At 56.5% G+C, this 26556-nt stretch carries 26 protein-coding genes and 2 tRNA genes; 7 read left to right on the top strand and 21 right to left on the bottom strand.

All coding sequences use genetic code 11. From position 1 onward, the window contains the following. Positions 1-113: 113 nt before the first annotated feature. The gene (locus ACN080_RS07885; protein ID WP_419105304.1) at positions 114-569 is read right to left on the bottom strand and encodes a 23S rRNA (pseudouridine(1915)-N(3))-methyltransferase RlmH; all 456 of its coding nucleotides are present in this window, start codon (positions 567-569) and stop codon (positions 114-116) included. 13 nt (positions 570-582) lie between these two features. Continuing rightward, complete coding sequence (locus ACN080_RS07880; RefSeq protein ID WP_419099594.1) at positions 583-1770, bottom strand: class I SAM-dependent methyltransferase; 1188 nt, start codon at positions 1768-1770, stop codon at positions 583-585. Between the two features lie 105 nt (positions 1771-1875). On the opposite strand from ACN080_RS07880, the gene ACN080_RS07875 reads away from it, so the two are divergent. Both ACN080_RS07875 and ACN080_RS07870 read left to right on the top strand, forming a co-directional pair. Next, positions 1876-2121, top strand: a complete 246-nt coding sequence (locus ACN080_RS07875; protein WP_419099593.1) for a hypothetical protein — start codon at positions 1876-1878, stop codon at positions 2119-2121. After that, entirely contained in the window at positions 2118-3113 is a 996-nt protein-coding gene (locus ACN080_RS07870) for an SRPBCC family protein (protein ID WP_419105305.1), read from the top strand. The genes ACN080_RS07875 and ACN080_RS07870 overlap by 4 nt, the downstream gene beginning before the upstream one ends. Before the next feature lie 28 nt (positions 3114-3141). Here ACN080_RS07870 and ACN080_RS07865 read toward each other — a convergent pair whose 3' ends face one another. Next, complete coding sequence (locus ACN080_RS07865) at positions 3142-4362, bottom strand: MFS transporter (protein ID WP_419113478.1); 1221 nt, start codon at positions 4360-4362, stop codon at positions 3142-3144. A 130-nt stretch (positions 4363-4492) separates the two neighbouring features. Between ACN080_RS07865 and ACN080_RS07860 the strand changes: the two genes are divergently transcribed. After that, positions 4493-4783, top strand: a complete 291-nt coding sequence (locus tag ACN080_RS07860; RefSeq protein ID WP_419105307.1) for a LysE family transporter — start codon at positions 4493-4495, stop codon at positions 4781-4783. A gap of 21 nt (positions 4784-4804) precedes the next feature. Here the strand turns inward: ACN080_RS07860 and ACN080_RS07855 are convergent, their stop codons facing one another. Next, positions 4805-5227 (bottom strand): ASCH domain-containing protein, encoded by a 423-nt coding sequence (locus ACN080_RS07855; RefSeq protein ID WP_419105308.1) that lies wholly within the window; start codon positions 5225-5227, stop codon positions 4805-4807. A gap of 163 nt (positions 5228-5390) precedes the next feature. Between ACN080_RS07855 and ACN080_RS07850 the strand changes: the two genes are divergently transcribed. After that, positions 5391-6236, top strand: coding sequence for an aminoglycoside phosphotransferase family protein (locus ACN080_RS07850; RefSeq protein WP_419105309.1), 846 nt, complete (start codon positions 5391-5393; stop codon positions 6234-6236). Positions 6237-6241: 5 nt separating this feature from the next. On the opposite strand, the gene ACN080_RS07845 is transcribed toward ACN080_RS07850, so the two are convergent. Beyond that, the gene (locus tag ACN080_RS07845) at positions 6242-6790 is read right to left on the bottom strand and encodes a GNAT family N-acetyltransferase (protein ID WP_419099587.1); all 549 of its coding nucleotides are present in this window, start codon (positions 6788-6790) and stop codon (positions 6242-6244) included. Positions 6791-6965: 175 nt separating this feature from the next. On the opposite strand from ACN080_RS07845, the gene ACN080_RS07840 reads away from it, so the two are divergent. Together ACN080_RS07840 and ACN080_RS07835 are read left to right on the top strand one after the other, a co-directional pair. Beyond that, a complete protein-coding gene (locus tag ACN080_RS07840) occupies positions 6966-7730 on the top strand; it encodes a ThiF family adenylyltransferase (RefSeq protein ID WP_419105310.1) in 765 nt (254 codons plus the stop codon). Between the two features lie 25 nt (positions 7731-7755). Beyond that, positions 7756-8568: a TatD family hydrolase gene (locus tag ACN080_RS07835; RefSeq protein WP_419105311.1), complete on the top strand. Its 813-nt coding sequence runs from the start codon at positions 7756-7758 to the stop codon at positions 8566-8568. Positions 8569-8641: 73 nt separating this feature from the next. On the opposite strand, the gene ACN080_RS07830 is transcribed toward ACN080_RS07835, so the two are convergent. The 12 genes from ACN080_RS07830 to ACN080_RS07775 all read right to left on the bottom strand — a co-directional run bounded on the left by ACN080_RS07830 (position 8642) and on the right by ACN080_RS07775 (position 20543). Next, positions 8642-8717, bottom strand: a tRNA-Ala gene (locus ACN080_RS07830). Position 8718: 1 nt separating this feature from the next. Next, positions 8719-8791: transfer RNA gene (locus ACN080_RS07825), tRNA-Ala, on the bottom strand. A 201-nt stretch (positions 8792-8992) separates the two neighbouring features. Beyond that, on the bottom strand, positions 8993-9445 hold the full coding sequence (gene rsfS, locus ACN080_RS07820) for a ribosome silencing factor (protein WP_419113477.1): 453 nt from the start codon (positions 9443-9445) through the stop codon (positions 8993-8995). 61 nt (positions 9446-9506) lie between these two features. Then, the gene (locus ACN080_RS07815; RefSeq protein ID WP_419113476.1) at positions 9507-10613 is read right to left on the bottom strand and encodes a hypothetical protein; all 1107 of its coding nucleotides are present in this window, start codon (positions 10611-10613) and stop codon (positions 9507-9509) included. A gap of 88 nt (positions 10614-10701) precedes the next feature. Then, positions 10702-11397, bottom strand: a complete 696-nt coding sequence (gene nadD / locus ACN080_RS07810; RefSeq protein WP_419099581.1) for a nicotinate-nucleotide adenylyltransferase — start codon at positions 11395-11397, stop codon at positions 10702-10704. A gap of 98 nt (positions 11398-11495) precedes the next feature. After that, positions 11496-11744 carry a hypothetical protein gene (locus ACN080_RS07805; RefSeq protein ID WP_419099580.1) on the bottom strand — a complete coding sequence of 83 codons (249 nt, stop codon included), beginning with the start codon at positions 11742-11744 and terminating at the stop codon, positions 11496-11498. Positions 11745-11875: 131 nt separating this feature from the next. Then, on the bottom strand, positions 11876-13159 hold the full coding sequence (locus ACN080_RS07800; protein ID WP_419113475.1) for a glutamate-5-semialdehyde dehydrogenase: 1284 nt from the start codon (positions 13157-13159) through the stop codon (positions 11876-11878). Between the two features lie 78 nt (positions 13160-13237). After that, on the bottom strand, positions 13238-14431 hold the full coding sequence (proB, locus tag ACN080_RS07795) for a glutamate 5-kinase (RefSeq protein ID WP_419099578.1): 1194 nt from the start codon (positions 14429-14431) through the stop codon (positions 13238-13240). A gap of 126 nt (positions 14432-14557) precedes the next feature. Beyond that, a complete protein-coding gene (gene obgE, locus ACN080_RS07790) occupies positions 14558-16132 on the bottom strand; it encodes a GTPase ObgE (RefSeq protein WP_419099577.1) in 1575 nt (524 codons plus the stop codon). 161 nt (positions 16133-16293) lie between these two features. After that, positions 16294-16551, bottom strand: a complete 258-nt coding sequence (gene rpmA, locus ACN080_RS07785; protein ID WP_135013898.1) for a 50S ribosomal protein L27 — start codon at positions 16549-16551, stop codon at positions 16294-16296. Between the two features lie 56 nt (positions 16552-16607). Beyond that, a complete protein-coding gene (gene rplU / locus ACN080_RS07780) occupies positions 16608-16919 on the bottom strand; it encodes a 50S ribosomal protein L21 (protein WP_419099576.1) in 312 nt (103 codons plus the stop codon). 363 nt (positions 16920-17282) lie between these two features. Beyond that, complete coding sequence (locus ACN080_RS07775; protein WP_419113474.1) at positions 17283-20543, bottom strand: Rne/Rng family ribonuclease; 3261 nt, start codon at positions 20541-20543, stop codon at positions 17283-17285. Positions 20544-21096: 553 nt separating this feature from the next. On the opposite strand from ACN080_RS07775, the gene ACN080_RS07770 reads away from it, so the two are divergent. After that, positions 21097-21723 (top strand): vitamin K epoxide reductase family protein, encoded by a 627-nt coding sequence (locus ACN080_RS07770; protein ID WP_419099574.1) that lies wholly within the window; start codon positions 21097-21099, stop codon positions 21721-21723. 80 nt (positions 21724-21803) lie between these two features. Here the strand turns inward: ACN080_RS07770 and ndk are convergent, their stop codons facing one another. The 4 genes from ndk to ACN080_RS07750 all read right to left on the bottom strand — a co-directional run. Then, positions 21804-22220, bottom strand: coding sequence for a nucleoside-diphosphate kinase (gene ndk / locus ACN080_RS07765; RefSeq protein ID WP_419105316.1), 417 nt, complete (start codon positions 22218-22220; stop codon positions 21804-21806). Between the two features lie 164 nt (positions 22221-22384). Next, positions 22385-22825: a DUF4233 domain-containing protein gene (locus ACN080_RS07760; protein ID WP_419099572.1), complete on the bottom strand. Its 441-nt coding sequence runs from the start codon at positions 22823-22825 to the stop codon at positions 22385-22387. Between the two features lie 14 nt (positions 22826-22839). Next, on the bottom strand, positions 22840-24267 hold the full coding sequence (locus ACN080_RS07755) for a bifunctional folylpolyglutamate synthase/dihydrofolate synthase (RefSeq protein ID WP_419113473.1): 1428 nt from the start codon (positions 24265-24267) through the stop codon (positions 22840-22842). Beyond that, positions 24268-26556, bottom strand: a 2289-nt coding sequence (locus ACN080_RS07750) for a class I tRNA ligase family protein (RefSeq protein ID WP_419113472.1), incomplete at its 5' end; no start/stop codon positions are given. It abuts the gene before it with no gap.

The raw sequence follows: 26556 nt of genomic DNA, 5'->3' as shown, positions 1-26556 counted from the left end.
GCCGGTTGGCAGGCTCTTGAGGTAATGCTACGCGCCGGGAGCTGACAGTTTGTGCTCAAAACTGTCTCAAGCTCCCTAGAAAGCTAAGTAACATTAACCTCTGAGACCCGACCCTATTGGTGGTGATAGGGGCGCCCAGCCGCAATTTCACCGGCCCGGTAAATCTGCTCGGTAATAATCAGTCGGACCAGCTGATGGGGAAAGACCAGCTCCGAAAGGCTCCATACAGTATTGGCGCGGGAACGCACTGTCTCATCTACCCCGTAGGCCCCACCGATCACCAGGACGATCCGTTTAAAACCCAGCTGTGCCTGAAGAACCCGAGATAACCCCGGGGAGCTGAGCATCTTGCCCCGCTCATCGAGCAGAATCAGGTAATCATCACGGTCAATTTTTTCCAGGATGCGCCGGGATTCTTCGGCACGAGCGGCTTCTTCTGCCAAAGATGAGTGCGGTAAATACTGCCAGGTCAGGTCCCAGGGCTTGCGCAGGCGGGTTTCGTAGCGATCAATTCCGTCCGCAACCCATTTCTCGTGCTTCTTACCGATGGCAATAATTTTGATAGTCATAGTTTCTTTCTGCCTATTTCTTGCTGGCACTCAAGACGGTAAAGGTGGGTGTACGTTCCAGCTGGCGGGTATTGATGAAGAGTTCTTCTACCTGCTGGCGATAGCGAGCGTGCGAATTATGCACTAGATATAAGCGCCCACCGGGTGCCAGCACACGGTAAGCGGCTCTCAGGAGAGGACCAATCAAAGTAAGGTCCACCGCTGTTCCTAGATGGAAGGGCGGGTTGAGCAGGACAGCATCTACGCTGGCATCAGGTAACCTACTCGCAGCATCATCCCAGCTCACCTGTACGGCAGGGTTCTTAGTGAGGTTAACTCTAGCCGAGCGAATAGCGTCAAGGTCCAGGTCAGTGGCATAGAGCGCTGATACCCGGCACCCCACAGGTAAGCTACCCAAGATGTCCAAACTCACAGAGCCATTACCGCACCCTAAATCGAGCAGAGTTAATGGTCGTTTGTTCACAAGCTCATTATCGGAGCTTGCAAGGTCGCTAAGGAAGGCACGGGCTAAGAGCTGACCACCAGCATCGGGCTTACCGCCGGAGAACACCCCACCAAAAGCGGCGAGCGCACCAGCCAGCTTAGGTGGACTCCCCTGGGGTTTTGGTTCGGTTGCTAAGAGGCACCGGTGTTTGCCTTTGCCGCGCAGTCCACGAACGCTGGCGAAGCTCTGCCCCAGTGTCTCGTTAAAGGTGTGAACCATGTGTTTAGTATTACCGCCTACTAGCAGAGTTGCCCCGGCTCCCTTGGCCTGTTGGTAGGTGGAAAAATCGTAGCTGGTGTCCGCTAGTGCAGAGTGGCTCTTAGGTAGGTGCCCCAAAGCTAAGTTGCCCTGAAAGCTGTGGGCTACCAAAAAGTTGGTGAGGCCAAAGGTGCCTGGGTCTATCTCTCCTTTGTTATCGAGGCCGGCTATGAGGAGGCGGGCGGACGCTTCCTCCCCTAGGGTGTGAGCCGTGTGGAAGAGCTCTAGCGCTAGGTCATAGGAGCGTTGACGGCTGAGCACCCGCCCTCCGCGAGCAAGCACTAGGGCTAGTGACTCCAAAGTTAAAGCACCGGTGGGGTCATCGAGAATCAAGATATCCTGCCCCGGCCCCTTAGTAATCTGGCGCATGTCTTTGGAGTCAGCAAGAATGAGTCGGTCAAGGGCAGTGCCACGGGAGTCAGCCAGGGCTAGTATTTGCTTGCTCAGGAGGGTATTCACCGACCTATTATCTCACGGAGTCAGCATGGGACTGCACGGAAAACTATCTAGACAATTGTCAACATATATTGACACTATCCACCATTAGCAACTAAGGTTGACATCATGGATCCAGAAGCAGCCACCCATCAGGCAGCCAACACCAGTGACCCTAGACGGGGTCTGCGTGCAGTAGCAACACTGAAAGCTCTTGCCGACTCTCTTGAACATCAGCAAGTCGAAGCCGCGCTCAAGAGCGGCATGAGCTGGCAGGCCATTGCAGATTGCCTAGGGGTTAGCCGGCAGGCTGTGCACAAAAAATACGCCAAACGGATAGACCCATCTATCCCTCTCCCACGGAGGAAATCATGACCCTACAGAAGAAGCAGGCGCCTTCATTAACTGATTACATCGCAACCCTTACCCTAGCCCGGGATATTGCAACAGAGCGCGGCAAAAATATCATCGACCTGCCTGATCTGCTCATGGCTCTCGCACTCGATGCTGGCCAAGTAGGGGTCACCCTCCGCAGTCACAGAGCACACCCAAGAGTCCTAGCTAGCGCGACCAGAGCAGTTGATAACAAGCTACTCAAAGAACTCGGTATCAGCGCACCAGCCCCAGTGTCACTCCCGGAGCTTGCTGGCTACCAGCTGACTGACCGCGCAAGGAGAATTCTCAATCAGGTAAAGACATCCCGTGAGCTAGCCCTTGCTCTGGCCCAAGAGTCCAGTGGGTATATCCAAGAGATCCTGAGCGAAGCCAAGATAGAGCATTCAGCGCTTGTAACGGCCCTAGAACAGCTGCCCTCCTCTACATCCAGGCAGGTTGTTGACACTTCACATCAGAACCGTATCGGTGCAAGTCACACGGTATTCCTTCCGACCAACCCGCAAAAGGCCTGGGAATTCGTCAGTAACCCCAGCAACCTCCCCAACTGGCTACCTGCTATCGAGTCTCTCGAGGTAGAGCCAGGATCCACCGGACCCTGGCTTGGTCGCTCAGCTGCTCCCACCGGAAAATTTTCTAAGGTTCCAAGCAAACCAAGCCGGCAGGTTCAAGAAGTCACTCTCATAGGAAAAGACGCAGAAAGTAAGCGCATTGAGTATGAGCTCAAGTTCCCCCATGAACCGCAGCTGAACACTCAACAGGTTTCAGTCCAGCTCACCGAGGACTCAAATGGGTGCATCTGCCGGCTATCTCTCGTATGGGTTCGGCCCAACAGCAAGAAGATAGGTACCCTCCAAGGCCTGGTGCGCAAGCCACTTGGCCTTATTGCTAAACCTGCCGTGAGGTACTTTGTGATGGGGCAGGCAACCGCTATCACGAGGAACCTACGTCAAGCATTAGATAAGGAACTTTAAGGTCAGCTAGGTAGACCGTCCCCAGGAATTAGCGTCTGCTAGCCCACAGCCCTATCGCCCCGGGGGCAAGGAGCAGACCAGCTAGCCCGGCAAGGACAGGGAAGGATGCAGCCGCCAGTACAAGGCCTGATGCCAGTGCTGCCATAGCTGCCCCCAGGTTCATGAGCGCATCTAGGCCGCCTGAGGCTTCAACTCTCTGTTTCTGCGGGAGCGAGGCCGCAAAGAGCGCCGATCCGGCGACAAACACCGCCGACCAGCCCAAGCCCAGCAGGGTCAGGGAAAGTACCATCACAGGCTGGTTCTCGGGTGCAACTATGGCTAGTGCGAGTGAAAGTACAAGTGTCATCAGCCCCGCCATAATAACCGGTCGTTGCCCAAACCTATCAGCGGCAATTCCCATGAGCGGGGACAGGCCGAACATGCCCAGAACGTGCAAGCTGATCGTCAGGCCAATGACTTCAATGCTGGCGCCCTGGTGGTTCATGTGAACCGGCGTCATGGTCATCACGCTCACCATCACAGTATGGGCACCCAGCAGAGCAAGAACAGCGCACCGTGCCTGAGCGTTACCAACAATATGCCGGTAAACCGCTGCACACCGGGCACCAAAAGAAGGCCGGTGGGGGCTGACTCCCGGCGGGTCAGTCACATTCGATGTAAGGGAGGGGGCAGGCAGGAACAGGTAGGCCATCGCTGTAGCTAAGCAGAGAGCAAGGGCAGCTAGCCCGAAGGCTGTGCCGTAGAGGTTGGTACCCCACCGCTCAGAGAGCAGGCGGGCTGGCGTACCGATGTTAGGCCCGAGCACAGAACCGATGGTTCCCACCCACACGATAAAGCTCAGGGCTGAGGTACGCTGAGACTCTGAGGCCTGGTCGGTCGCTGCAAACCGTGCCTGGTAGCTAGCTGCGCTCCCCGCACCAATCATGAGCATACCCAGGATAACCGGGGTAAGGTAGGCGCCCCCTGCAGAGAATGCCAGAAGAGCAGCCCCCAGACTTGCGACCAGCCAGCCCACCGAGAGAGCACACCGGCGTGATGTTCGTGCTGCCAGGTTGGCCAGCGGAATACCGAACAGGGCCGCACCAAAAGTGGAAGCCGTCCTCGCCACTCCTGCGAGCGCCTGGCTGTGGGTCATCTCGCTGGCAAGCAGAATACCGATGGTAGGGGCGACTCCTAGCCCGATGGTTCCAAAGACCTGAGTGAGGGCTAGGGCTAGGAGGGTGCGGCGTTGCGAAGCGGGGGCAGTCATAGCAACCATTGTATGAGGGGTTTACAGGGATGGGGGTGTCCATTTGTTGTTTGTTCTTTTTGTTGTTTGTTCTTTCGGCTTGGGTCTTGCCTCCGATTTAGGATAGTGCTATGACTTTCGCCCTCTGACTTTGGTTGGTCGGGGCTTTTGGGTGAATATGTCTAACCCTAAGGCTATTGTTTTTATGCTTGCCTTTATGCCGCAGTTCATTAGACCCGATCAGCCGCAACTTCCCCAGTATCTGATTCTGGCCGTGACCATGGTGGCTATCGATCTTGCGGTGATGTGGGGCGGTTTTGCTGTGGTGGCTCAGCCGCTGACCCGGCTGAGCCATTCACCGCGCGGGCAGAAGATTCTTAACCTTATTTTTGGTTCCCTCTTCGTGCTGGTGGCCCTCCTGATGATTTTTGCTATCCACTAAGGGCCAAGCTCTTCTGGCCCATTACCTGCTAGACGGTAGCGGGAGCATCCGAAACCATTGGCAGACCACCAGGGTATTTTCATCAAGCTCAATCTCCGGTTGCCCCAAGTGGGTTCGGTAGACTTCTGATCCCCAGAAAGTACGGTGAGCCGCCCACCAATCGTCAACCGAGGTAAACCCTTCACCTTCTGCCAGAGCAAAGTCAAGTTTCATGTCGCTCACCGGCAGTACCTCCACGGCTACGGTTTCGGTTAGACAGACCGGATGCTGGTGTGAATCAAGAACGATTTCGCGCTGGCCCACCTGGGGCAGGTCTTCCCCAAAGCGCCGGTATTCCTCGTATAGGGATGAGGTCGCGGTCTTCTGCCCGCTAAGAATTGCGGCGACAAGCCGGTCCCGCAGCGGCCCGGGAGTTCCATATTCCCCGACAGGTAGTGCGCCCATATCAGCCCTTGCCCCATCTCAACTTTCTCTCCTGATAACCATATCTAGGTAACGCTAGCTTCGCGCCAGTTGTCAAGCGTCTTGTCTCGAGCCCAACTCGTCCAGGTAGCGACTTCTTCTGCACCAATGCGCTAAACTCTAGCCAGATAGCGGAGGGATAACAATGGACGCGGTAACTATAGACCAAGAACTAATCCACGAGGTCATCGGCGCAGTTGCCCCAGAGCAAACTCTGGATCAGGTCGTACATCTGGGGACAAGTTCGGTCGTGGCCTTGACTGAAGATCTGGCGATACGTATTGCCCGCAACACCGAAGTGGCAAAATCAATTCTGCGGACCCAGAAGCTAGTTGATGCCCTACCCGAGTATTCTTTCGGCCTCCCCCGCTCCGCCGGAGAGCCCTTACAAGAAGAGAGGGTTACAGCTGTACCAACCCTACGATTATGGGGAGAGCCTCACGCCGCCGGGAGAGGTAATACAGCAGTTTTATACGGGGTTCTTCAAGAAATTAGAGCTACCTCCACCAGCCATATCCGACCTTATCTTGCAGAGCCCCGAGCCTTCTGCGGCGGTAAACGGTGGCGGAATGAGATGTTAGAGCAGGTGATACCGCTTCTGAGCTACGCAGCCCAAGAGCGAGCGCTGGCTATTATTAACGACCTCAGTGCCCTCCAAGCAACTTTAGACACATCTCAACTTGTGTTTTCACATGTTGACCTAGCCGGAACCAATATGTTGTTTGAAGGTGGCAAGGTCAGCGGAATCTTAGACTGGGACCTCGCAACTGTGGATGACCCAGCAGTAGATATCGCCTGCCTGGCTGCATGGCATGGGGACCAGTTCATCCGGTTGCTCGCGCGTACCCGCGAGGAGGCCGAGCGTGCCATGCTTTTTAGGCTCTCGCACCCTTTGCAGGTGATAGCCTTTTCTATTCTACATAAGCACCCCAAAGAGCAAGTTGATGCACTCATTGCCAGAGCTGAGGAGCGTCTACTTAAAAACTATTGAGCCGGTTAGTCCTGGCCCCACGGCACCGGAGTGCTTGTTCCGCTTTCCCAGTCACTGCGTAAGATAGCGTAGGCTACCGAATCGCGGGGTTCAGCGCCGGTGACCGGCCAACCCTGTCTGTAGTATGCTTCCTTAACCCAGCCGGCTTTGACAAAGGTACGGCGCATGGGCAGGTTATCGTCCCTAGTCTGCCCCTCGAAGCGGCGTGTAGCTGGCATGTGCTCAAATACCCAAGCCGTCGCTACCTTAAGAACTTGAACTCCCAGGCCCCTGCCGCGATACCGGCTAGCTAGACGTAGATCAAAGACCGGGGTGTCATCTTCCAAATCCTCAAAGCGAATAAGGCCAATTCGACCAAGGTCAGCATGATCAACCCAGTAAGAATCACGTTCATCACTCCGGTAGGCTCCGGATTCAATGGCTTTTTCAATCTGCTCACGCGACATCTGTGGAGTCACATGAAAAGGCCAGTGGTTACCCGTTATAAAGTCAATAAGGTCTTCTCTCTCAGCGATTGGATCAATGCGAGTTAACGTTATGTGGTCGAGGTTCATAAGATACTCCGAATAAAGAATTATTTGTAATCTGAAAGATAAGGAGCCTAAAAGTCAACCTAACAGATGAACCTGTAGATGACCAGATGCACCCAACGGGCTGGTAGATCTCACGCTGAGCAATAAGGTTCAAGTATGCGATAATAACCTGGTGCGAGATGAGAGGGGCCCCACCGTGGGAATTGAGAGTGAACGCTTTGCCCGGCTAAGACTGGTCCTTAGAGATGAGGGTCTACAAAAACTGCAGGATGCGACCGTCATGGTTCTTGGATTGGGCGGGGTAGGCTCTGCCTGCGCCGAAGCCCTAGCACGGGGCGGGGTAGGTAACCTGATTGTGCTCGATCGAGATGTGGTTGAAGAGAGCAACATCAACCGTCAGGCTCTGGCGTTTACCTCTACCCTGGGCAAGGTCAAAGCTCAGGTCATGGAGGGCATGATTAAGGAGATTCAACCCGACTGCAAAGTGATTGCCGAGCAGATTTTCCTGACACCGCAGAACATTGCTGAGACCCTTGGGCAGTTCCCGCGCCCTGATTACGTCATTGACTGCATCGACACTATCTCCCAGAAACTGGCCGTCTACCGCTGGGCGGCAGAGAACAACCTTAACCTGCTGGCCTCTATGGGTGCAGCCAACCGGCTTGACCCGACCATGCTGGAGTTCGCCAATATCCGTAAGACCTATAACTGCTCCATGTCCAGGGTCATTCGCTCGGAGTGCAAGAAACGTGGTATCTACGGTCTAGAGGTTCTTTTCTCCACAGAGCTACCCTTTGCCGTAGAAAAGACCGGTGGAAACACCAAGGGGGAAACCCTGGGGTCCATGAGCTATATGCCGCCTATTATGGGTCAGATGCTGGCAGGTAGGGTCATCCGCCAGCTAGCTGGCATGGAAGAGATTCAGGCACCGCCCTACCTTGCTCCTCAGCCCGGTGAGTAACTCTGTCGAAGAGGAGGGAACCAGCATGCCTAGTCTGCTTCTGGATTCTCATTTTCACCTTGATTTTCTGGCCCCTAAGCTGCGCGAACCTTTTATGGATTCCCTGATCGCTCAGGGTGCACAGGTTGTTGCCCAAACCCTGCTACCGTCAGCCTATAAAGAGCTAGCAGCTTATTCCCCCAGCTCTAGTCTAAGAGGTCAGGCTCCCCTGCTTTCTTTGGGCTTTCACCCCTGGTGGATTACCTCACCGGAGCAGGCAGAGCGGGAGCTCGCTATTTTTGAGGAAGAGGTCATGAGCACCAGGTTTATCGGTGAAATTGGCTTGGACTTCCTCCCCCGGCGCTTAGAAACAGCCAGTGCTGACCTCCAACTGCAGGTGTTGGCGCGTATCTTGCTGTCAGTCAAGCAAGCCGCTACAGGATGTCCGGCAGATCAAACCTATGTGCTTTCTCTGCATGCCGTTCGGGCGGTCAGCCCGGTGCTTGACCTTCTTGATCAATTAACCTCACCTGATTGCTCTGTCGTCCCGGTCATGCACCGTTTTGGGGGCAGCAGCGACGAGCTAACCCGGCTAATCAAGCTGGGCGGTTATATCTCGGTGCACCCGCAGATGTTGGCAACCAAGCGCGGGCGGACCTATGTGCGCCAGGTGCCTGCTGAGCGGTTGCTACTGGAAACCGACCTGCCCGAAAGCCCGACAGCTGAACTGGATGCAGGTCTCTTCGCCCGCCAGGTTGCTGGGTATCTGCAGCAGATGGTGGATGACATATCAGCCCTGCGGGACGAGGACTTCCTGCCCACGCTACTGGCTACCCAGGCTCGGCTCTACTCCCTCTAGCCCTTCGGCTGAAACGGATATCGGGCACGAAAAAGCGGTCTCCGTGATATGTCATCACGAAGACCGCCTTTCTTGGTGGAGGTAAGGGGATTCGAACCCCTGACCTTCTGCATGCCATGCAGACGCGCTACCAACTGCGCCATACCCCCGTGGAGCTAAGGGGATTCGAACCCCTGACCTTCTGCATGCCATGCAGACGCGCTACCAACTGCGCCATAGCCCCTTATAAAGTTATGTGCCGCTCTTGGCGACCTCTCCATCTTATGGCACACCCAAGCGCTAAGGCAAATTCACCGACCGGCAACATTTATGAACTGTGCCACACCCTGCGCCTATTGGGAGTTACAGAAAAAGGTGCCCCGCCCACTCGGGGCAGGGCACCTCAAAAAGTAAGCTACCTTCCTGGCTAGCTAGAGCAAAAAATTTAGTCCTCGCGCTGGTTCATCAGATCAGCCTCAGGGGTAATGATATTGAAATCAGCTTCAGCCCCTTGGGTATCAACCCTACCAGCTTCACTTTCCAGGCCAAGGTCGATACGGGGCGCTTCGCCCCACAGGCGGTCCAAAGCATAGAAGGCGCGGTCTTCTTCATGCTGAACATGAACCACAATATCCCCAAAGTCCAGCAAGACCCAGCGGCCCTCGGCGCGGCCTTCCCGGCGCAAGGGCTTGAGGCCCAGTTCTTCGCAGAGCTCGTCCTCCACCTCATCAACAATCGCGTTGACCAGTCGTTCGTTGTGGGCCGAGACCACCAAGAAACCGTCAATCAAACCCATGATATCCGAAGCATCGACCGCCAGCAGGTTAGTACCCTGCATCTGATCAGCCGCGCGTGCGGCTACCTTCAATGCTTCAATAGACTCTGCAGCAGCAGTCATTTCGCCCTTTCCGAGCACTTCACTCCCCCAAACTTTTTGAGGGGTTTTATTCATCTAAAATCTAATTGTAAAAAACGACCCAGACAAGAACCAAGGCAACCAGAAACAGGAAGATGCCCCCCATAGCGACAAGGGTGCCGCCCTTGCCGGGCTTCTCCGAAGATGCCGATTCAACAGCATCAGTCGCCTCAGCATCTGCTGATAGGTCAAGAGCACCGGTACCACCCTGTTGCTGACCTGTGATGACAGAAGCATCAGGTCCGTCAACCAAATCTGCCTGGCACGGTTCATCTGAGGTATCGCTCTCCGATTCAGCAAGAAGCTTGCCCTCAGGAACCTGAGTGTTTTCTTCAGAACTATCAGATTCTACAGCATGAGCCGTCTCGCTGGCTAGGGCACGCTCACTCGGTGCAGGCTGGGCAGGTGTGTCGAGTTCAGTCAAGTCCAGGCCTTGGGCATCGATAGCACGAACGGGGCTAGGTAGCTCTAGAGCAGGAGTCGCAAGGGGAGCCGAGACCGCTTGGGCTACAGCATCATCGGCCTGGTCGGCAGTTTCATTCGTTTTAACTTCTGCTTCTTCAGGGCTGATGGCTTCTTCCTGGGCCTCTTCACCGGCAGCAGGCTCATCGTTAGCCTCAGAATTTTCATGGGCTGTTTCGTGGGCGTCGCTCCCTGATGCAAGATCTTCAATACTGATGAAATCGCTGTCGCTACCAATCTCAATCGGTGCTGCCGCAAAGTCAGTCTGGTCAGATCCTAGAGCTTGCCCATCATCGGGTTCGCCAAGAATCTGTTGGCCAATATGCCCCAGGGGGTCCTCAACAAGAGTGACCTGGTTATGGTCATAATCAATGTCAAGCTCTCCCTCATCAGTGCTAATACTCCCCATCTGCGAAAGCCCCACCAGGGTAGCACTCGGGTCAGCTTTGACGGTCAGCCCCTCAACCTTCCCCATAAACATAGGAGGAGGGGGTAGCTCATCATCCCCGCGCGCCACGGCCCGCAGGTAATTGGCAGCTTCATCATAGTAGCGAGAAAGACGACGAGGACCCATCGGCCGCGTAGGAGGTGGCACCTCAATACCATCATCTGTGATGAAAGTATCGGAGAGATAACTGGGCGCGACATTTTTACTGGTGCCCTCTGCCTTCTTGGGTGTGCTGCTCACAGTTTCATTCCTCACGAAAGTGCCTAAATCTTGACTCAATAGTACCAAGTCAGCCTTAAAGTCCCCATCAGCCAACCTGGGCCGTTACCTATTTGTGGGCCGGCAAACCATCGCTGTATCGCCCGCCCCCCTCTTCATCGGCGGTGTGCTGGTAGAGGTCATACTTGTTGATGTACTGGACCACCCCGTCGGGCACCAGGTACCACACCGGCAGACGGTACCGCACCCGATCCCGAATATCGGTTGACGAAATCGCCATAGCCGGAATCTCAATAACACGGACTCTACCCTCCGCTTGGGGCGGTACGGTGAGCTCATGACCGGGCCTGGTCACCGCAACGAAGGTAGCCAAATCCCACATTTTGTCTGCGTCTTTCCAGGTAGCGATCTGGCTCATAGCATCGGCCCCGGTGATGAAGAAAAGCTCAACATTCGGTCGATCTTTATGCAGGTCAGTCAAAGTATCGATAGTGTAGGTCGGTCCCCCACGGTCAATATCGACCCGGCTGACGCTAAAGCGCGGGTTAGAAGCTGTGGCAATCACCGTCATCAGGTAACGGTGCTCCGGGTCAGATACCCGTTTCTTAGCCTTCTGCCAGGGGTTGCCCGTAGGCACAAAAACAACTTCATCCAGGCCTAGCACGGCAGCTACCTCGCTGGCGGCCACCAAGTGCCCGTGGTGGATCGGGTCAAAAGTGCCGCCCATGACACCTAACCTCGTTGCTGAGGGGTCAGGCTCAGGGATACTCAAGGCTTTACGGATATCTTGGGCAGGGCGAATCACGGGACTCCTGGGAAGCGGGTTCGGGGTACAGATTCGGCGCGGGCCCCGCGCCCCGAAAGGTCACTGCAGGCAACCGCGCCGAATCTACTAAAGGCTAATTAGTGCTTGTGCTTGCTGGTGTAATCACGTAGAGCTTTGGCCTCATCCTCTGAGAGATGGTCAGCTGCATGATCGGGGCGAACGATGCCGCGGCCAGAGAAAGAAATAGTAATGAAAAAGAGCAGGCCGAAGAAGACAAAGCCAAAAATGGCAAACATGTAGGTAGGCATACCCAGAACATGGAGCTGGTGGCTACCTTCTTCGGAGGCAAGGACTGCGGTGCCTGCTGCAAGAGCAGATGAGATCATGTGTGTACCTTTCAAACCTTAGGGGCGTATGCTCCCCTCAGCGCGGGCATAGTATGGAGCTAACACCATGCTACCGGTTAGAGCCGGCTTCTGCTGGTCTTTCCCCGATAGCCGACAAGTTTTTTACTCACTTAGTCGCGGGTGTGCCAGTCACCTCGCACAATCCACTTGCTTGTGGTCAGTTGTTCAAGACCCATGGGACCGCGAGCGTGCAGTTTCTGGGTGCTAATGCCGACTTCTGCGCCCAGACCGAACTGACCACCATCGGTAAAGCGGGTCGAAGCGTTCACATAAACCGCAGCCGAATCGATATCACGGATAAACTTTTCTGCGTTGCTCACGCTATTTGTCAGGATCGCCTCGGAGTGGCCCGTTGAGTATTTGCGGATGTGTTCAATAGCGGCTGGCAGGTCCGGGACGGTCTTAACCGCTAGGTCGAGAGAACCGTACTCGGTAGCCCAGTCCTCTTCTCTTGCATCAAGTGCCTGAGCACCGGCAGGCAGGTGAGCTCGTGACGCTTCATCAAGGTGCAGGGTTACCCCTGCCTTGACCAGTGCGGCCAGGACAGCAGAGGATGCTTCGGAGCCCTCAGCCAGCAGAAGGGTCTCGACCGTGTTGCAGGTACCGGGGCGCTGGGTCTTAGCGTTCACCAAAATCTCAGCTGACTGAGCAGGGTCGGCTGAAACATCGACAAAGATATGGCAGTTGCCTTCACCGGTCTCAATGACGGGAACACGGGCCTTGTTTACCACCGACTGAATCAGCTGGTGGCCACCGCGCGGAATCAGGACGTCAATCAGGCCACGTGCCTGCATGAGCGCATTGGCGCCGTCGCGACCAAACTCATCAACAGACTGCACTGAGTCAATCGGTAGCCCGGTAGCGTGCACAGCATCACGGATAATTCGAACAATGACCTGATTGGTTTTGGCAGCAGCTGAGCCGCCACGAAGCATGACCGCATTACCGGATTTAATAGCCAGGCCAGCAATATCGACCGTGACATTCGGCCTTGCCTCATAAATGGCACCAATAACGCCCAGGGGCACCCGAACCTGCTGCATACGCAGACCGTTGGGTAAGGTTGAACCCCGCACCAGCTGGCCCACGGGATCTGGAAGGGCAACCAGCTCACGCAGAGCAGCTGACAGCTCACTCACACGCTTGGGGTTCAGGGCAAGCCTATCCAGCATGGCCTCGCTCATGCCCTTATCCCGCTCCCGGGCAAGGTCCAGAGCGTTCTGCTCCGTAATAATCTCGGCGTGAAGTTCCAAAGAATCCGCTACCGCAAGCAGGGCTTTATTCTTCCACCGGGTATCAGCCTTCGCCAGCCTACGCGAGGCAATGCGTGCATCCTCAGCCATATCGGCTACCTGACACATCACGTCTTCTGGAACAAGCAGTTGCTCTGCCATCACCCTAACTCCTTCACTCGTTCAAAACCTACACCCCATGCTAGCGACAGATCAGGGCATCAGCCAGGAAAACTTTATCTAACGCACGGCACTAGCAACCAGGGCAATATTATCGGCGTGGGCGACTGTACCGTCGTATGTTTCACCCATAGCCTGCTGAATCTGCCCGGTATGTAGCCCCACCATCTGCGCTGTCTGATCAGAAGAGTAGGAGCTCAAAGCGTGGGCAAGAACCGTGCCTGACTCATCGGCAATCGCTACGGGGCTACCGCCCTCAAAGTTCCCGGAAACACGCACCAGCCCAGCAGCCAGAAGCGAGCGTCGGCGGAGCAGAGCTGCGGCGGCTCCCTTGTCCACGACCAGGGTTCCCTCAATGTCGGCCAGATGTTCCAACCACAGGGTCTGGACGGGCCGGCGCTCGCCGGTAGCGTAGAACCAGGTGCCCACGTCCTCACCAGCAAAGGCTTGGCGGGCCAGAGCCGCGCTGGTGACCAGGGCAGGAATGCCTGAGGCGGCGGCCACCTGGGCCGCCTTGACCTTAGTAACCATACCGCCTGAGCCAACACCGGCAGAACCCACCGAGCCAATACTCAGCCCAGCCAAATCCTGCTCATTTTTTACGTGGCTGACACGTTCACCGCCCTGGTCAGGGTGACGTGTGTAGAGCGCATCAACATCGGATAGCAAGAGTAGAGCATCAGCTTTGACCGTATGGGCAACCAGCGCCGCAATCCGGTCATTGTCGCCAAACTTAATCTCAGTGGTCGCCACCGCATCGTTCTCGTTAATAATGGGCATGACTCCCAAATCCAAAAGGCGCTCCAACTGGCGGTGGGCATTCTGGTAGCGGTCACGGGCCATGAGGTCCTCAGCGGTCAAGAGCACCTGTGAAACAGTCACGCCGTAGCGAGAGAAAATATCGGTATAGCGGCTCATCAACAGCGACTGCCCCACCGATGCCGCAGCCTGCTGGGTCGCCAAATCCTTAGGACGGCGTGACAGCCCCAGCGGTGCCAACCCGGCGGCAATAGCACCTGAAGACACAAAAACCAGCTCAATGTTGGGGTGCTGCCGCTTTTTCTTGGCGAGGACATCGGAGATGGTAGCAATAGCCAGCTCGTCCAGCGAATTCTCAATAGAGGTAAGGGATGAGGAACCAACTTTCACCACAATGCGCTGAGCCAGCGGCATATCCGAGCGATGGAGAATCGGGCTACGCCGGTGTTTGCCCCGAGACTCAGCACTCGCTTGAAAGGCGTCCTTCAAATCCATTGCTTAGCTCCCTTAAAGAATCGTCTTTAGCTCTTTGAATATACAGCAGAGTCGCCCACCAACTCACGCTGGCAGGCGACTCATTGCACATTATGAAACCCTAATCGCAGATTTATACCCGGCGCCCTACTGGTCCGAGGAATCCTGAGAGCGCTTTGAATTCTTCTGGGCAACAGATTCGGTCCAAATACCGGCTTTACGCTCAGCTTCAAGCTCTGCTCGAGCCTCAGCCTTGGCATCCATACGCTCGTGGAACTCAGCCTTACGCTGGGCACGAGTCGGGCGAATCAGCTCTTCAAGGCGGGCATCGGTACCGCGCGGTGAGGAGAGTAGCTCTGCGCCACCAACCATAGTGGGTTCCCAGTCAAAGACCACTGCATCGGCTTCTTCACCGATGACCACGGCATCACCCGCAACGGCACCGGCCTTGAAAAGTTCGTCCTCCACGCCCAGACGGTTCAGACGGTCGGCCAGATAGCCCACGGCCTCATCGTTGTTAAAGTCAGTCTGTTTGATCCAGCGTTCAGGCTTTTCGCCCATCACGCGGAACAGGGGCTCCAGGTTACGTTCTTCCTTGCGGATAATGAACTCCTGGCGCTTACGCGAGCGGAAGCCCTTGGGCTTGACGATGGTGACATCTTCAGCAGGTGTCTCTTTGCTCTTCTTGCGTGCCTCGCGGTCTTCCTCCACCAGCTTGGCCATGGCAAAAGTGAGCTGGCGCAGGCCCTCATGAGAGGCGGTAGAAATCTCAAAGACTTTGTAGCCGCGCTCTTCAAACATGGGGCGCACGAACTCGGCAAGCTCACGCGCTTCGGGGACATCGACCTTGTTCAGAGCGATAATCTGGGGGCGATCGTTGAGGGGGACGGTCACACCGGCGGTGGGGTCAACCTCGTAGTTTTCCAGCTCAGCACGAATCACATCGAAGTCAGAGATGGGGTCGCGGTTGGGTTCCAAGGTGGCGCAGTCAATGACATGTACCAGTGCGCTTGAGCGCTCTACGTGACGCAGGAACCTATGGCCCAGGCCCTTTCCTTCTGAGGCTCCCTCGATGAGGCCGGGTACATCGGCTACGGTGTAACGGGTATCGCCTGCCTGCACAACACCCAGGTTAGGAATCAGGGTGGTGAATGGGTAATCGGCAATCTTGGGGCGGGCAGCAGAAATAGCGGCAATCAGCGAAGACTTACCGGCTGAGGGGTAGCCCACCAGAGCGATATCGGCAATTGACTTGAGTTCAAGGACGATATCTCGCTGTGAACCGGGAATGCCCAGCAGAGCGAAGCCAGGTGCCTTACGCTTGGTCGAGGCCAGAGCCGCGTTACCCAACCCCCCCATGCCACCTTCAGCCGCAACGAACTCATCGCCCATGCGAATCAGGTCTGCAAGCACGTTACCGTCTTTATCTTTAACCACGGTGCCCTGGGGAACAGGCAGAATAAGGTCTTGCCCATTGAAGCCGTGCGACATGTCGCCACGGCCAATATCGCCGTTAGGGGCGTGCTGGTGAGGGCTGTGGTGGTACTCCAGGAGGGTGGTTGTTTGACCGTCCACACGCAGGATAACGTCACCGCCTTTGCCCCCGTTACCGCCGTTAGGACCGCCCAAAGGCTTAAACTTTTCACGGCGAACCGAGACACAGCCGTGCCCACCGTGCCCGCCTGTTGCGTGCAGGACCACGCGATCTACAAATTCTGCCACGAAATAAAGCTCCTTAAAGCTAAAAATAAAAAATAGTGTGGGTATAAGTCTACAGGCTCAAAAAAGAGCAGGTCTGGTTATTGCGAACCTTACCCAAAAACATGAGAAAGGGCGACCACGTCTAGCGTGGTCGCCCTCTACACTGAAAAAGCTATAAAACCTTACTCAGCGGCTGCAAGGATGTTGACTACCTTGCGGCCCTTGCGGGTACCGAACTCGACCTTGCCTGCTGCCAGAGCGAACAGGGTGTCATCGCCACCGCGGCCAACATTGTTGCCGGGGTGGAAGTGGGTGCCACGCTGACGAACGAGAATCTCGCCGGCATTGACGGTCTCGCCGCCGTAGCGCTTAACACCGAGGTACTGGGGGTTTGAGTCACGGCCGTTGCGGGTGGAGCTTGCGCCCTTCTTATGTGCCATTGATGCCTACCTTAGGTAAAAAGAATGGGTTGTTTTAAAACCAGTCTAGTGCGAACTTACGCCTTGATCGCAGTGATCTTAACGGTGGTCAGTTCGGCGCGGAAGCCCTGACGCTTCTTGTAACCGGTCTTGTTCTTGTACTTCTGAATAACGATCTTGGGACCGCGGAGGTCTTCGATCTTTTCAGCAGTTACCTTGGCAGAAGCCAGGGTCTTTGCATCAGCGGTGACCTTGTCCCCATCAACTAGCAGCAGTACAGGAAGCTCAATAGTGCTTCCAGGCTCACCAGCGACGCGGTCAAGGGTAACGAGATCTCCTACTGAGACCTTTTCCTGGCGGCCGCCAGCGCGAACAATTGCGTATGCCACTTGGGAACTCACTTCTCTTGACGTCATTTTAATAATTGCAAGATAACCATCTCTGAAAGCTTCACCGGCTCAACAGCAAGGTGCCTTACCCGGTTACCACAGTTTGCACCGGGTATTTTCAGTGATGAATTATCCTCTGTTGGCTTGGCCTTGAAATACCCTAGAGGATGTTCATGCCCTAGCTGAACTCACGCTAACGCTTGCTTGTGAGAACAGCACCAGCTCACAAGTTTACGCCTTAACCTTGCGTTGGGCAAGCAGAGAGCAGGGGTGTGGGCAAGCACTCACCCTCAATCTCGCGGTAGCTCAAAACGCAAATAGGCCCCCGTCCCGGCGAAGGGGCGGGGGCCAACCGGCTAGGGCTTAGCGGCCCTGACGCTTGATATCGGCGGCAGAGACACCAACACCCAACATAACGGGGCCGTTCTCAGCCGCGGTTACCGGCTTCTGAACCTGCTCAAGGCTGGCAACAACCGAAGTACCCTGGGCAGCTGCAACTTGCTCAGTCTTGACAGCCGAAGATCCGGCGCCTGAGCTGACAGCACGGCGGGGGCGGCGCTTCTTACGCGGAGACTCAGCTACCGGCTCAGCGATAGCTTCGACCTGCGCTACCTCAGCAACAGGCTCAGCAGCTTTCTTACCTGGGGTTGCCACACCGGTGACACCGGGTTCAGCAGGAACCTCAAGGGGAGCGACATACTTGACGTCCGAGCTGGTAGCCCTGCGTGGACGCCGGCCACGGCCCCGACCACCTTCAGGTGAGCTATCCCGCTCATTCCAGTTACGGCGGTTGGAGCTACGACCCGTACGGTCGCCACCGCGCTGAGGAGAGTCCTTAGACTCTTCGCCGTCGCGAGGTTGGTACTCACGGCCAGCACGCTGGGAGGCGCGGGCCCTAGCCTCAGCGGCACGGATAGCATCGAGCCTGGTTGAGCTCTGCGTAAAGCGAGAGTCAGCCTCGGGGTCAACTTCCAAACTGGCATCAGAGTTCGCAGACAGAGCATCGGCAGAAATCCCACGGCGCTTACCCTGGTTGCGGGCACGGCCTACGGGGCGGTTGTCCTCTTGATCCGGGGCCTCAGAGTCGAACACAGCGGCCAGAGTTTCAAGCGTGAAGGAGCCCTGCTCCCCCATGCCCTCTTCAAGAGACTCAAGCTCACCACCGGTGGGAAGCTCAATGACATCATCACCGATAGTAAGGACCTGCTCTGCACCCTGCTGGCTAACATCAAATTCTGCACCAGCTTCGGCACGGCGGTTACGCTTGCGGCGCTTACGCTTACGAGCTGACTTAGATTCGGCTTCTCCCTCTTCATCCTCGTGCTGACCACTGGTAGCGGCTACCAGATTGGCAAGAGCCGCCTTACGGGCCTCAGCCTTCTGCTCATCGCTCTCATCAATTTCGGCGATGTCAGCACGGCGAACCTGATTCTTCTGGTTGCGGTAACGCTTGCGGTCATCGCGCTCAGAACGGTGAATGAAGTCCGACGCGCCGCCGCTACGGCCCTTCAGCGGCTGGTCATGCACCAGCAGACCACGGCCTGCACAGGCCTCGCAGGGCTCCGAAAAAACCTCAAGCAGGCCGGTTCCCATACGCTTACGAGTCATCTGAACCAGACCCAGGGAAGTCACTTCAGCGACCTGGTGCTTGGTGCGGTCACGGCCCAGGCACTCCACCAGACGGCGCAATACCAGCTCGCGGTTAGACTCAAGGACCATATCAATGAAGTCAACCACGATGATGCCACCAATATCGCGCAGACGGAGCTGACGGACGATTTCTTCGGCCGCTTCCAGGTTGTTCTTAGTAACGGTTTCTTCCAGGTTGCCACCGCTACCGGTGAACTTGCCCGTGTTCACATCGACTACGGTCATAGCTTCGGTGCGGTCAATCACCAGCGAACCGCCGGAGGGCAGGTAGACCTTACGGTCCAGTGCTTTCTGGAGCTGTTCCTCAATACGGTAGTGGTCAAAGAGGTCATCGTCCTCTTCCCACTGCTTGAGGCGATCGAGCAGGTCGGGGGCAACATAGGTAACATAGGCCTCAATCGAGTCCCAGGCTTCCTGCCCCTGGACCATCATGGACGTAAAGTCCTCATTGAAGACATCGCGGACCGTCTTGATAGTCAGATCGGGTTCCTGGTAGAGAAGCTCAGGGGCAAGTACCTTGCGGGACTCGCTCTTTCCCTTGATTTCCTCCCACTGAACACGCAGACGGTTGATATCGTTGCTCAGCTCTTCTTCGCTAGCGCCCTCAGCGGCAGTACGCACAATAACGCCCGCATCTTCGGGGAGCTTGTCCTTAAGAATCCTCTTCAGGCGCTGACGTTCAACATCGGGTAGCTTACGAGAAATACCGGTCATAGAGCCACCGGGTACATACACCAGGTAGCGACCAGGTAGCGAAACCTGGCTGGTCAAACGGGCACCCTTATGCCCCACGGGGTCCTTGGTTACCTGCACCAGCACCGAATCCCCAGCTTTGAGAGCGTTCTCAATTTTGCGGGGGGCACCATCCAGGCCACTGACATCCCAGTTGACCTCCCCCGCGTACAGCACAGCGTTACGGCCACGGCCAATGTCAACGAAAGCAGCTTCCATAGAGGGCAGAACGTTCTGGACCTTGCCCAGATAGACGTTGCCAATCAGGGAATCCTGCTGGGTCTTAGAGACAAAATGCTCGGCCAGAATACCGTCTTCAAGAACACCGATCTGGATACGATCGTCCTTCTGACGCACCAGCATCTGGCGGTCCACCGACTCGCGGCGGGCCAGGAACTCAGCCTCGGTGATGATCTGGCGACGACGGCCGGTTGCGCGGGTTTCGCGGCGGCGCTGGCGCTTAGCCTCAAGGCGGGTAGAACCGCGAACACCGGTGACCCGGTTGCTACTGTGAGAATCAGGCAGGCGGGGTGCGCGCACCTTAACAACGGTGTCCTCGGGATCACCCTCAGTGCCACCCTCAAACTCAAGGTCAGCGTCGCCGCGGCGGCGACGACGACGGCGGCGGGAAGTAACCTCAGGGTCAAGATCAGCCAGACGGCGCTCGCGTCGCTCAGCCTCTTCTGCCGCACGGCGGGCCTCTTCCTCAGCGCGGAGCTGTTCCTTGATGGAATCAAGGTCGGGTGAGTAGAAGAGCAGGCTATTAGCGCTGGCAGCAGCTGCAATACGGGCCAGTTCTTCTTCTTTCTGTTCACGCAGGGTCTTCTGGCGGGCAGTTTCTGCGGCCTGTTCCTCGGCGGTCATGGTCGGGTCTAGCCCGCCAGCTTGGTCCTCTTCCTCGGCGACAACAGCTTCTTCTACCTCTTCCTCAGTCTGCCCTGAGGGTCCTTCGGTGGCTTCCGAGCCACTGTCGGTAGATGACGGCTCAGCGGGTTCGGCAGACTCGTCGACTTCGCTGGTTACTGTAGGACTTTCGGGCTCCGAATCGGATTCACCCTGCGGCGCGACTTCTTGGGGTTGAGCCTTCGTGACAGGGCGACGGGTGCGAGTCCGCTTTTTGACGGGCTTATTCTCAGCGGCCGGAGCCTCCTGAGTCTCAGGCTGATCTTTAACCGCAGTCTGAGGTTCCTCCACAGACTGGGGTTCGAGGTTTTCTGGGGCCTCGTTCTGTTCGCTGCTCATCAGCGTCCACTCTCCTTTAAGTACATGTGCCGCCACCGCATGAGCGGACTTATAGTTCGTCGATGATCCCACCGCTTACTAACGCGGTGTCCACCGAAATCCTGTCTACCCGGTTCGCTAGAGCACCTAGGCTTATCCTCGGTCGGTCAAGGCTTCTATGCTCCGTACCGAGTGAAAACCGGGCCAGCGGCGACCTCCGAGGCAGCCCATCCGGGGCCACTCTTTGCAGGGAATAACCGCTCCGACAGCGCAAAGCTAGCGGCGTAGCGGTCTCCTATCAGGGTGCCTACTGGGTAGTGAGACCGTATGCGGACGGCAAACTACCACACTCATTCTCTCACAGACAGGGATATTTAGCCCCATTAAAGTAGGTGAGCCTTTCACGGCAGACCGAGCACAAAACCAGCCCGCTCCAAGGACCATCAAGGCCACAGCCATACAGCACCTGTGAACTTTCGTAAAGAAACCCCGACGGTGGCACTTACCCCCTTGCTCCGGGAAACCTGCGCGTACTATGGAGAGGTAAGCGCTAGATAAAACCTAAGGATTCGCTGTGTCTACACCCGTTAGCAGGCTTGATACCCTACCGGAAGAAGAACATGCCAGAGCAGACCGCCGTCTGGGCTGGTTCACTCTACTCCCTGGCCTCATCGCTTTAGCTTCTTCCTCGATGCTAGTTTATGAGCGCCTGCAAATTTATATGGACGGGGCCCACAAATCTGTCTGCGACCTGAACGCCCTTCTCAACTGCGGAACGGTTATGCGTACCTGGCAGGCTGAAGTATTCGGCTTCCCCAACCCCTTCATCGGTCTGGTGGGTTACGGAATTGTTCTCGCTATCTCCACCGCTCTCATAGCTGGAGCCCGCTTCAAGCGCTGGTACTGGATCGGTATGCAGGTAGGGCACACGCTCGCTATGGCTTTCGTTCTTTGGCTCTGGTACAACACTACTTTTGACATCAATGCCCTGTGCCTGTTCTGCATGATTGTGTGGGTTATGCAGACCATGATTTTTGTTAGGGTGACAGCCCGTAACCTCCAGGCCGGTCTCATCCCGGCTCCCGAATCAATCCGTCTGGCCGCCCCCACCTGGACCTGGTTCTCCATCACACTGATTCTAATTCTAGTGTTCGGTATCGTCTTTATCCGCTTCTTTGACGTGATCGTGGGAATGTTCTAAACCCAGCCTCACCATCAGAAAAGCTGTGGCCTCCACTCAACCGGTGGAGGCCACAGCTTTTAGGCACCTGCCTCAAACCCTTAGGAGGCGAACCAGAGGGCGATTTCTCGGGCTGCCGATTCAGCTGAATCGGACCCGTGAACCAGGTTCTTCTGGACGCTCTGACCCCAGTCACGGGCAAAGTCACCGCGGATAGTGCCGGGAGCCGCAGTGGTGGGGTTAGAGGAACCCATCAGGCTGCGGGCACCCTCAATAACGCCCTCGCCCTCAAGTACCAGAGCAACAACAGACCCGGAACCCATGTAAGAAACCAGCGGCTCGTAGAAGGGTTTGCCCTCGTGCTCTGCATAGTGCTGGGCCAAAAGCTCCTGGGAGGGGACCAGCATCTTTAGCTCAGCCAGGCGGTAGCCCTTACGCTCAAAACGGGCCAAAATTTCACCGGTCAGGTTGCGTTCTACGCCATCGGGCTTAACCAAAATTAGGGTGCGCTCAGACATGAAGATCTCCTTTAGTAGTCAGGGAAAAGTTTATTCTCACCCTACCAGAGTAGGAGGATCAATCTTAGAGTTACCAGACATAAGCGCAGTGCCCCCGAACCGCACAGGGCGGGCGAGGGCACCGGGCCGCTTGAAAAGGTTGTAGCTAGAAGAGGTTTCAGTCTTTATCTATTTCGCTGAGCCTTCTCCCATTCTTCCTGTTCGCGGGCACGAATCTCGTTTTCCGCGTCAAGGCGGCTACCGCGAGTCACTCCAAACCAATAGGCCACCGCAAAAGCGGCACCCACCAAGAACATGGAAGGCAGAGCAAAGCCAACCGCAATCAGCAGGACCTGTAGGAGGTACCCCAGATGGTAGCCCCAGGGTTTACGGAGCAGAGCCGGAGTAAGTACCAGGGCACCTGCCAGGAAAAGACCCAGCACCCAGATCAGGACTTTGATCCAGGTAGGGTCATTGAAATGGTGGCCAAAAATAGCCAGGGTCGCAAAGAAAGCAACCAGAGCTTCCAAAGAAAGCACCATGGAGGTAAACAAAACCTTGATAGACCGCCGTTTGGGGGCTTGCCCGGGCTTCCACTCCCGCTGAGCGCGTGTCATACGAGCCATCGGTATTCCTTTCCTTACAGACCTAGCAGGGTGCTGGCTTGGCCCACTACGGTGATAGAACCGGTGACCAGCACAGCAGAGTTCAGGTTGGGAACATCAGCCGCAACAGTGACAGCAGCAGCAGCAAGAGCATCGGCCACATTTTCGTGGGTCTCGACCTTATCCTCATCAAAGCCTGCTTCAAGGGCCAGCTCCACAAGAGCCTCCGGGGCAATTGCACGCGGCGAATCAGAGGCAGTCAGGTGCAGAACAGTGCGGAAGTCCTGACGATCGACGTACTCGCTGAGCAAGATCTCGAACATGCCAGCAGCATCCTTCTCACCCAGAATACCTACCACCAGATGCAGTTCCTGGAAGCTGAAGGACTCCTTAAAAGCGGTAGCCGATGCAAGCAAACCGTGAGGATTATGGGCCGCATCAAGCACCACGGGCGGCTCAGTACGGGCAAGTTCCAGGCGACCGGGTGAACGAACCTCACCAAAAGCCAGTTTAACCAGCTCAAGGTTCAGTTCTTTCTGCCCACCACCTAAGAATGCTTCCACCGCTGCCAGGGCCACCGAGGCGTTCTGAGCCTGATGGGCACCAAAGAGTGGCAGGGCAATGTCATCGTAACGGGTAGCTAGGCCCTCAATAGTGATGAGCTGGCCCCCCACACCTGCGGTTCGTTGGGTCGTCCCAAATTCAACACCCTCGAAACGGTAGTCGGCGTTCTGGGCCTGGGCTGCTTCAAGTAAGACCTGTGCCGCCTGCGGGTCCTGAACGGCAGAAACCAGGAAACCATCAGGTTTGATGATGCCGGCCTTTTCAGCGGCAATTTCGGCCAGGGTCTCCCCCAGTATGTCGGTGTGGTCAAGGCCGATGGGGGTCACCACTGAAACCGTAGCATCGGCGACATTGGTGGCATCCCAGGTGCCCCCGATACCTACTTCAAGAACCATGACGTCAACCGGCTCATCGGCAAAGATAGCGAAAGCCAGAATGGTCAAGGCCTCAAAGTAGGTGATACGGGGCTGACCTGCGGCTTCAAGCTCAGCATCCACAATATCCAGGTAGGGCTTGATTTCGCCCCAGATACGCACAAAAGTGCTATCTGCCACCGGCGCACCGTCAATACTGATGCGCTCGGTGACCCGTGCCAGGTGAGGGCTGGTGTACCGGCCGGTACGGATATCGTGGGCCATGAGCAGACGCTCAATCATGCGGGCGGTAGAGGTCTTCCCGTTCGTTCCGGTCACATGAATCACCGGGGCAGAGCGATGAGGCTCCCCCAGGATATCCACAGCCCGACGCACTGCATCAAGACGGGGTTCCATCTTGTTCTCGGGCGCACGGCCAAGAAGCTCCGCGTAGACCGTTGCCAGGCCGGGGGCGTCATCCGCAAGGACGCCCTGAGCCTGAACCTCGGTGAAGACAGGATCTATATTCAGGGACTGGTCCGTCATTTAGGCCTTCTCTACGATGGCTGAGAACTCAGTTCCCTCAGCGTAGGAGATGCTCACTGCCAGAGTCTCACCTGCAACCAGCTGCTCGTGGGCGCGAATCGCTTCAAGGTCAGCAGCAGGTGCCAAGACGGTGAGCTTGATACGGTCAGCGACGTTCAGGCCGGCTTCTTTACGCTCGGACTGGATTGCGCGGATTGCATCGCGGGCAGTGCCCTCTGCAAGGAGCTCATCGGTCAGGGCGGTATCAAGAACTAGGAATCCTCCACCGGGCAGAACAGAAACCGCGCCTTCGGCGGCCCCATCGGCCTCAGCGACCACGGTTTCAAGCTCATATTCACCGGCCTCAAGAGCCATACCACCCTCAACAGCATGGAAGCCAACGACCACAGTACCGTCCTCGGCAACCTTCCAGTCACCGCTCTTGGAAGCCTTGATAGCGACCTGAACCTGCTTGCCCAGGCGGGGCCCAGCGGCACGCGCATTGACCTTGAGTTGCTGAGAGATACCGAAGTCAGCAGGGGCCACCTCTGCGGCATCCATCAGTTCAACGGTTTTGATATTTAGCTCATCAGCGATGATGCTCTCGAAGGTTCCGGCGAGTTCCTTACCGCCAGCAACAGCAACAGTCAGGTGAGCCAGGGGCTGGCGTACGCGCAACTTCTTAGCCTTACGCAAAGCCGAACCGGCAGAAGCAACTGCCCGGGTAGTCTCCATGAGAGCAAGCAGGTCCTCTTCGTTCTTGAAGTCCCCAGGGGTGGGCAAATCGGTCAGGTGAACCGAGCGCTCGCCGGTCAGGCCACGGTAGATTTCCTCGCTGGTCAGCGGAAGCAAGGGGGCGGCAACCTTGACCATAGTGACCAGGGCGGTGTAAAGCACATCAAAGGCTGCGGTATCTTCGTTGAAGAAACGCTCGCGGGAACGGCGCACATACCAGTTAGTCAGAGCATCGGTGTAGGAACGCAGAGCATCGCAGGCGGCAGACACATCGTAGGCGTCCATTGCCTCGGTGACCTGGGCGACCAGCTGGCGGGTCTTGCCCAGGATAAAGCGGTCCATGACGTGCTCGGCCTCGGAGACCAGTTTTGCCTCGTAGCCAGTGCCCTGGTGAGCTGCGTTGGTGTAGAGAGCAAAGAAGTGGTAGACGTTCCACAGGGGTAGCATGACCTGGCGGACCCCCTCACGGATACCCTGTTCGGTCACAATCAGGTTGCCACCGCGCAGAATGGGGGAAGACATCAAGAACCAGCGCATAGCGTCAGAGCCATCGCGGTCCAGCACCTCGGACACATCGGGGTAGTTGCGCAGGGACTTAGACATCTTCTGCCCATCTGAGCCCAGCACTATACCGTGAGCAATGACGTTCTCAAAGGCAGTACGATCAAAGAGCGCGGTTGCCAGAATGTGCATGGTGTAGAACCAGCCGCGGGTCTGGCCGATGTACTCCACAATGAAGTCAGCCGGGTAGTGAGCCTCGAACCACTCCTTGTTTTCAAAGGGGTAGTGGAACTGGGCGAAAGGCATGGAGCCGGAGTCGAACCAAACATCCAGTACGTCCTCTACACGGCGCATGGTGGACTTACCGGTGGGATCATCGGGGTTTGGGCGGGTTAGCTCGTCAATGTAGGGGCGATGCAGGTCAACCTGGCCGTCCTTGTTCAGGGGCAGGCGACCGAAGTCTGCCTCTAGCTCAGCCAGTGAACCGTAAACGTCGGTGCGGGGGTAGTTGGGGTCATCGGAAACCCACACAGGGATTGGTGAGCCCCAGAAGCGGTTACGTGAAATTGACCAGTCGCGGGCGTTCTCTACCCACTTACCGAACTGACCGTGCTTGACGTTCTCGGGGATCCAGTTGATATTCTCATTCAGTTGGCTCATGCGGTCTTTGAAGTCGGTGACGCGCACATACCAGGAGGTGATGGCGCGGTAGACCAGCGGGGTGCGGCAGCGCCAGCAGTGCGGGTAGGAGTGCACGTAGGACTTCTCACGAATCAGGGTGCCGTCGGCCTTGAGTACGTTGATGATGGTGCGGTTGGCATCAAAAATCTGCACACCGGCAATATCTGCCAGGGGCGCACCCTCAGCCAGGCTGGGGTCGGCGAACAGGTCAAGGAACTTAGCGCCTTCGTCCATAGAGAGGATCACGGGAATACCGTAAGCCTCGCAGGCCTTCTGGTCCTCTTCACCGTAGGCAGGTGCCTGGTGTACCAGGCCGGTACCATCGGTGGTGGTCACGTAATCAGCCAGCAGAATCTGCCAGGAGGTTGCGGTGCCAAACTTCTCGGCATCGGT

Source organism: Rothia sp. CCM 9416, from assembly GCF_048513535.1.
GTDB lineage: Bacteria > Actinomycetota > Actinomycetes > Actinomycetales > Micrococcaceae > Rothia.
The sequence above is the reverse complement of the archived record's forward strand: the minus strand, read 5'-3'. Positions and strand labels throughout refer to the sequence as shown.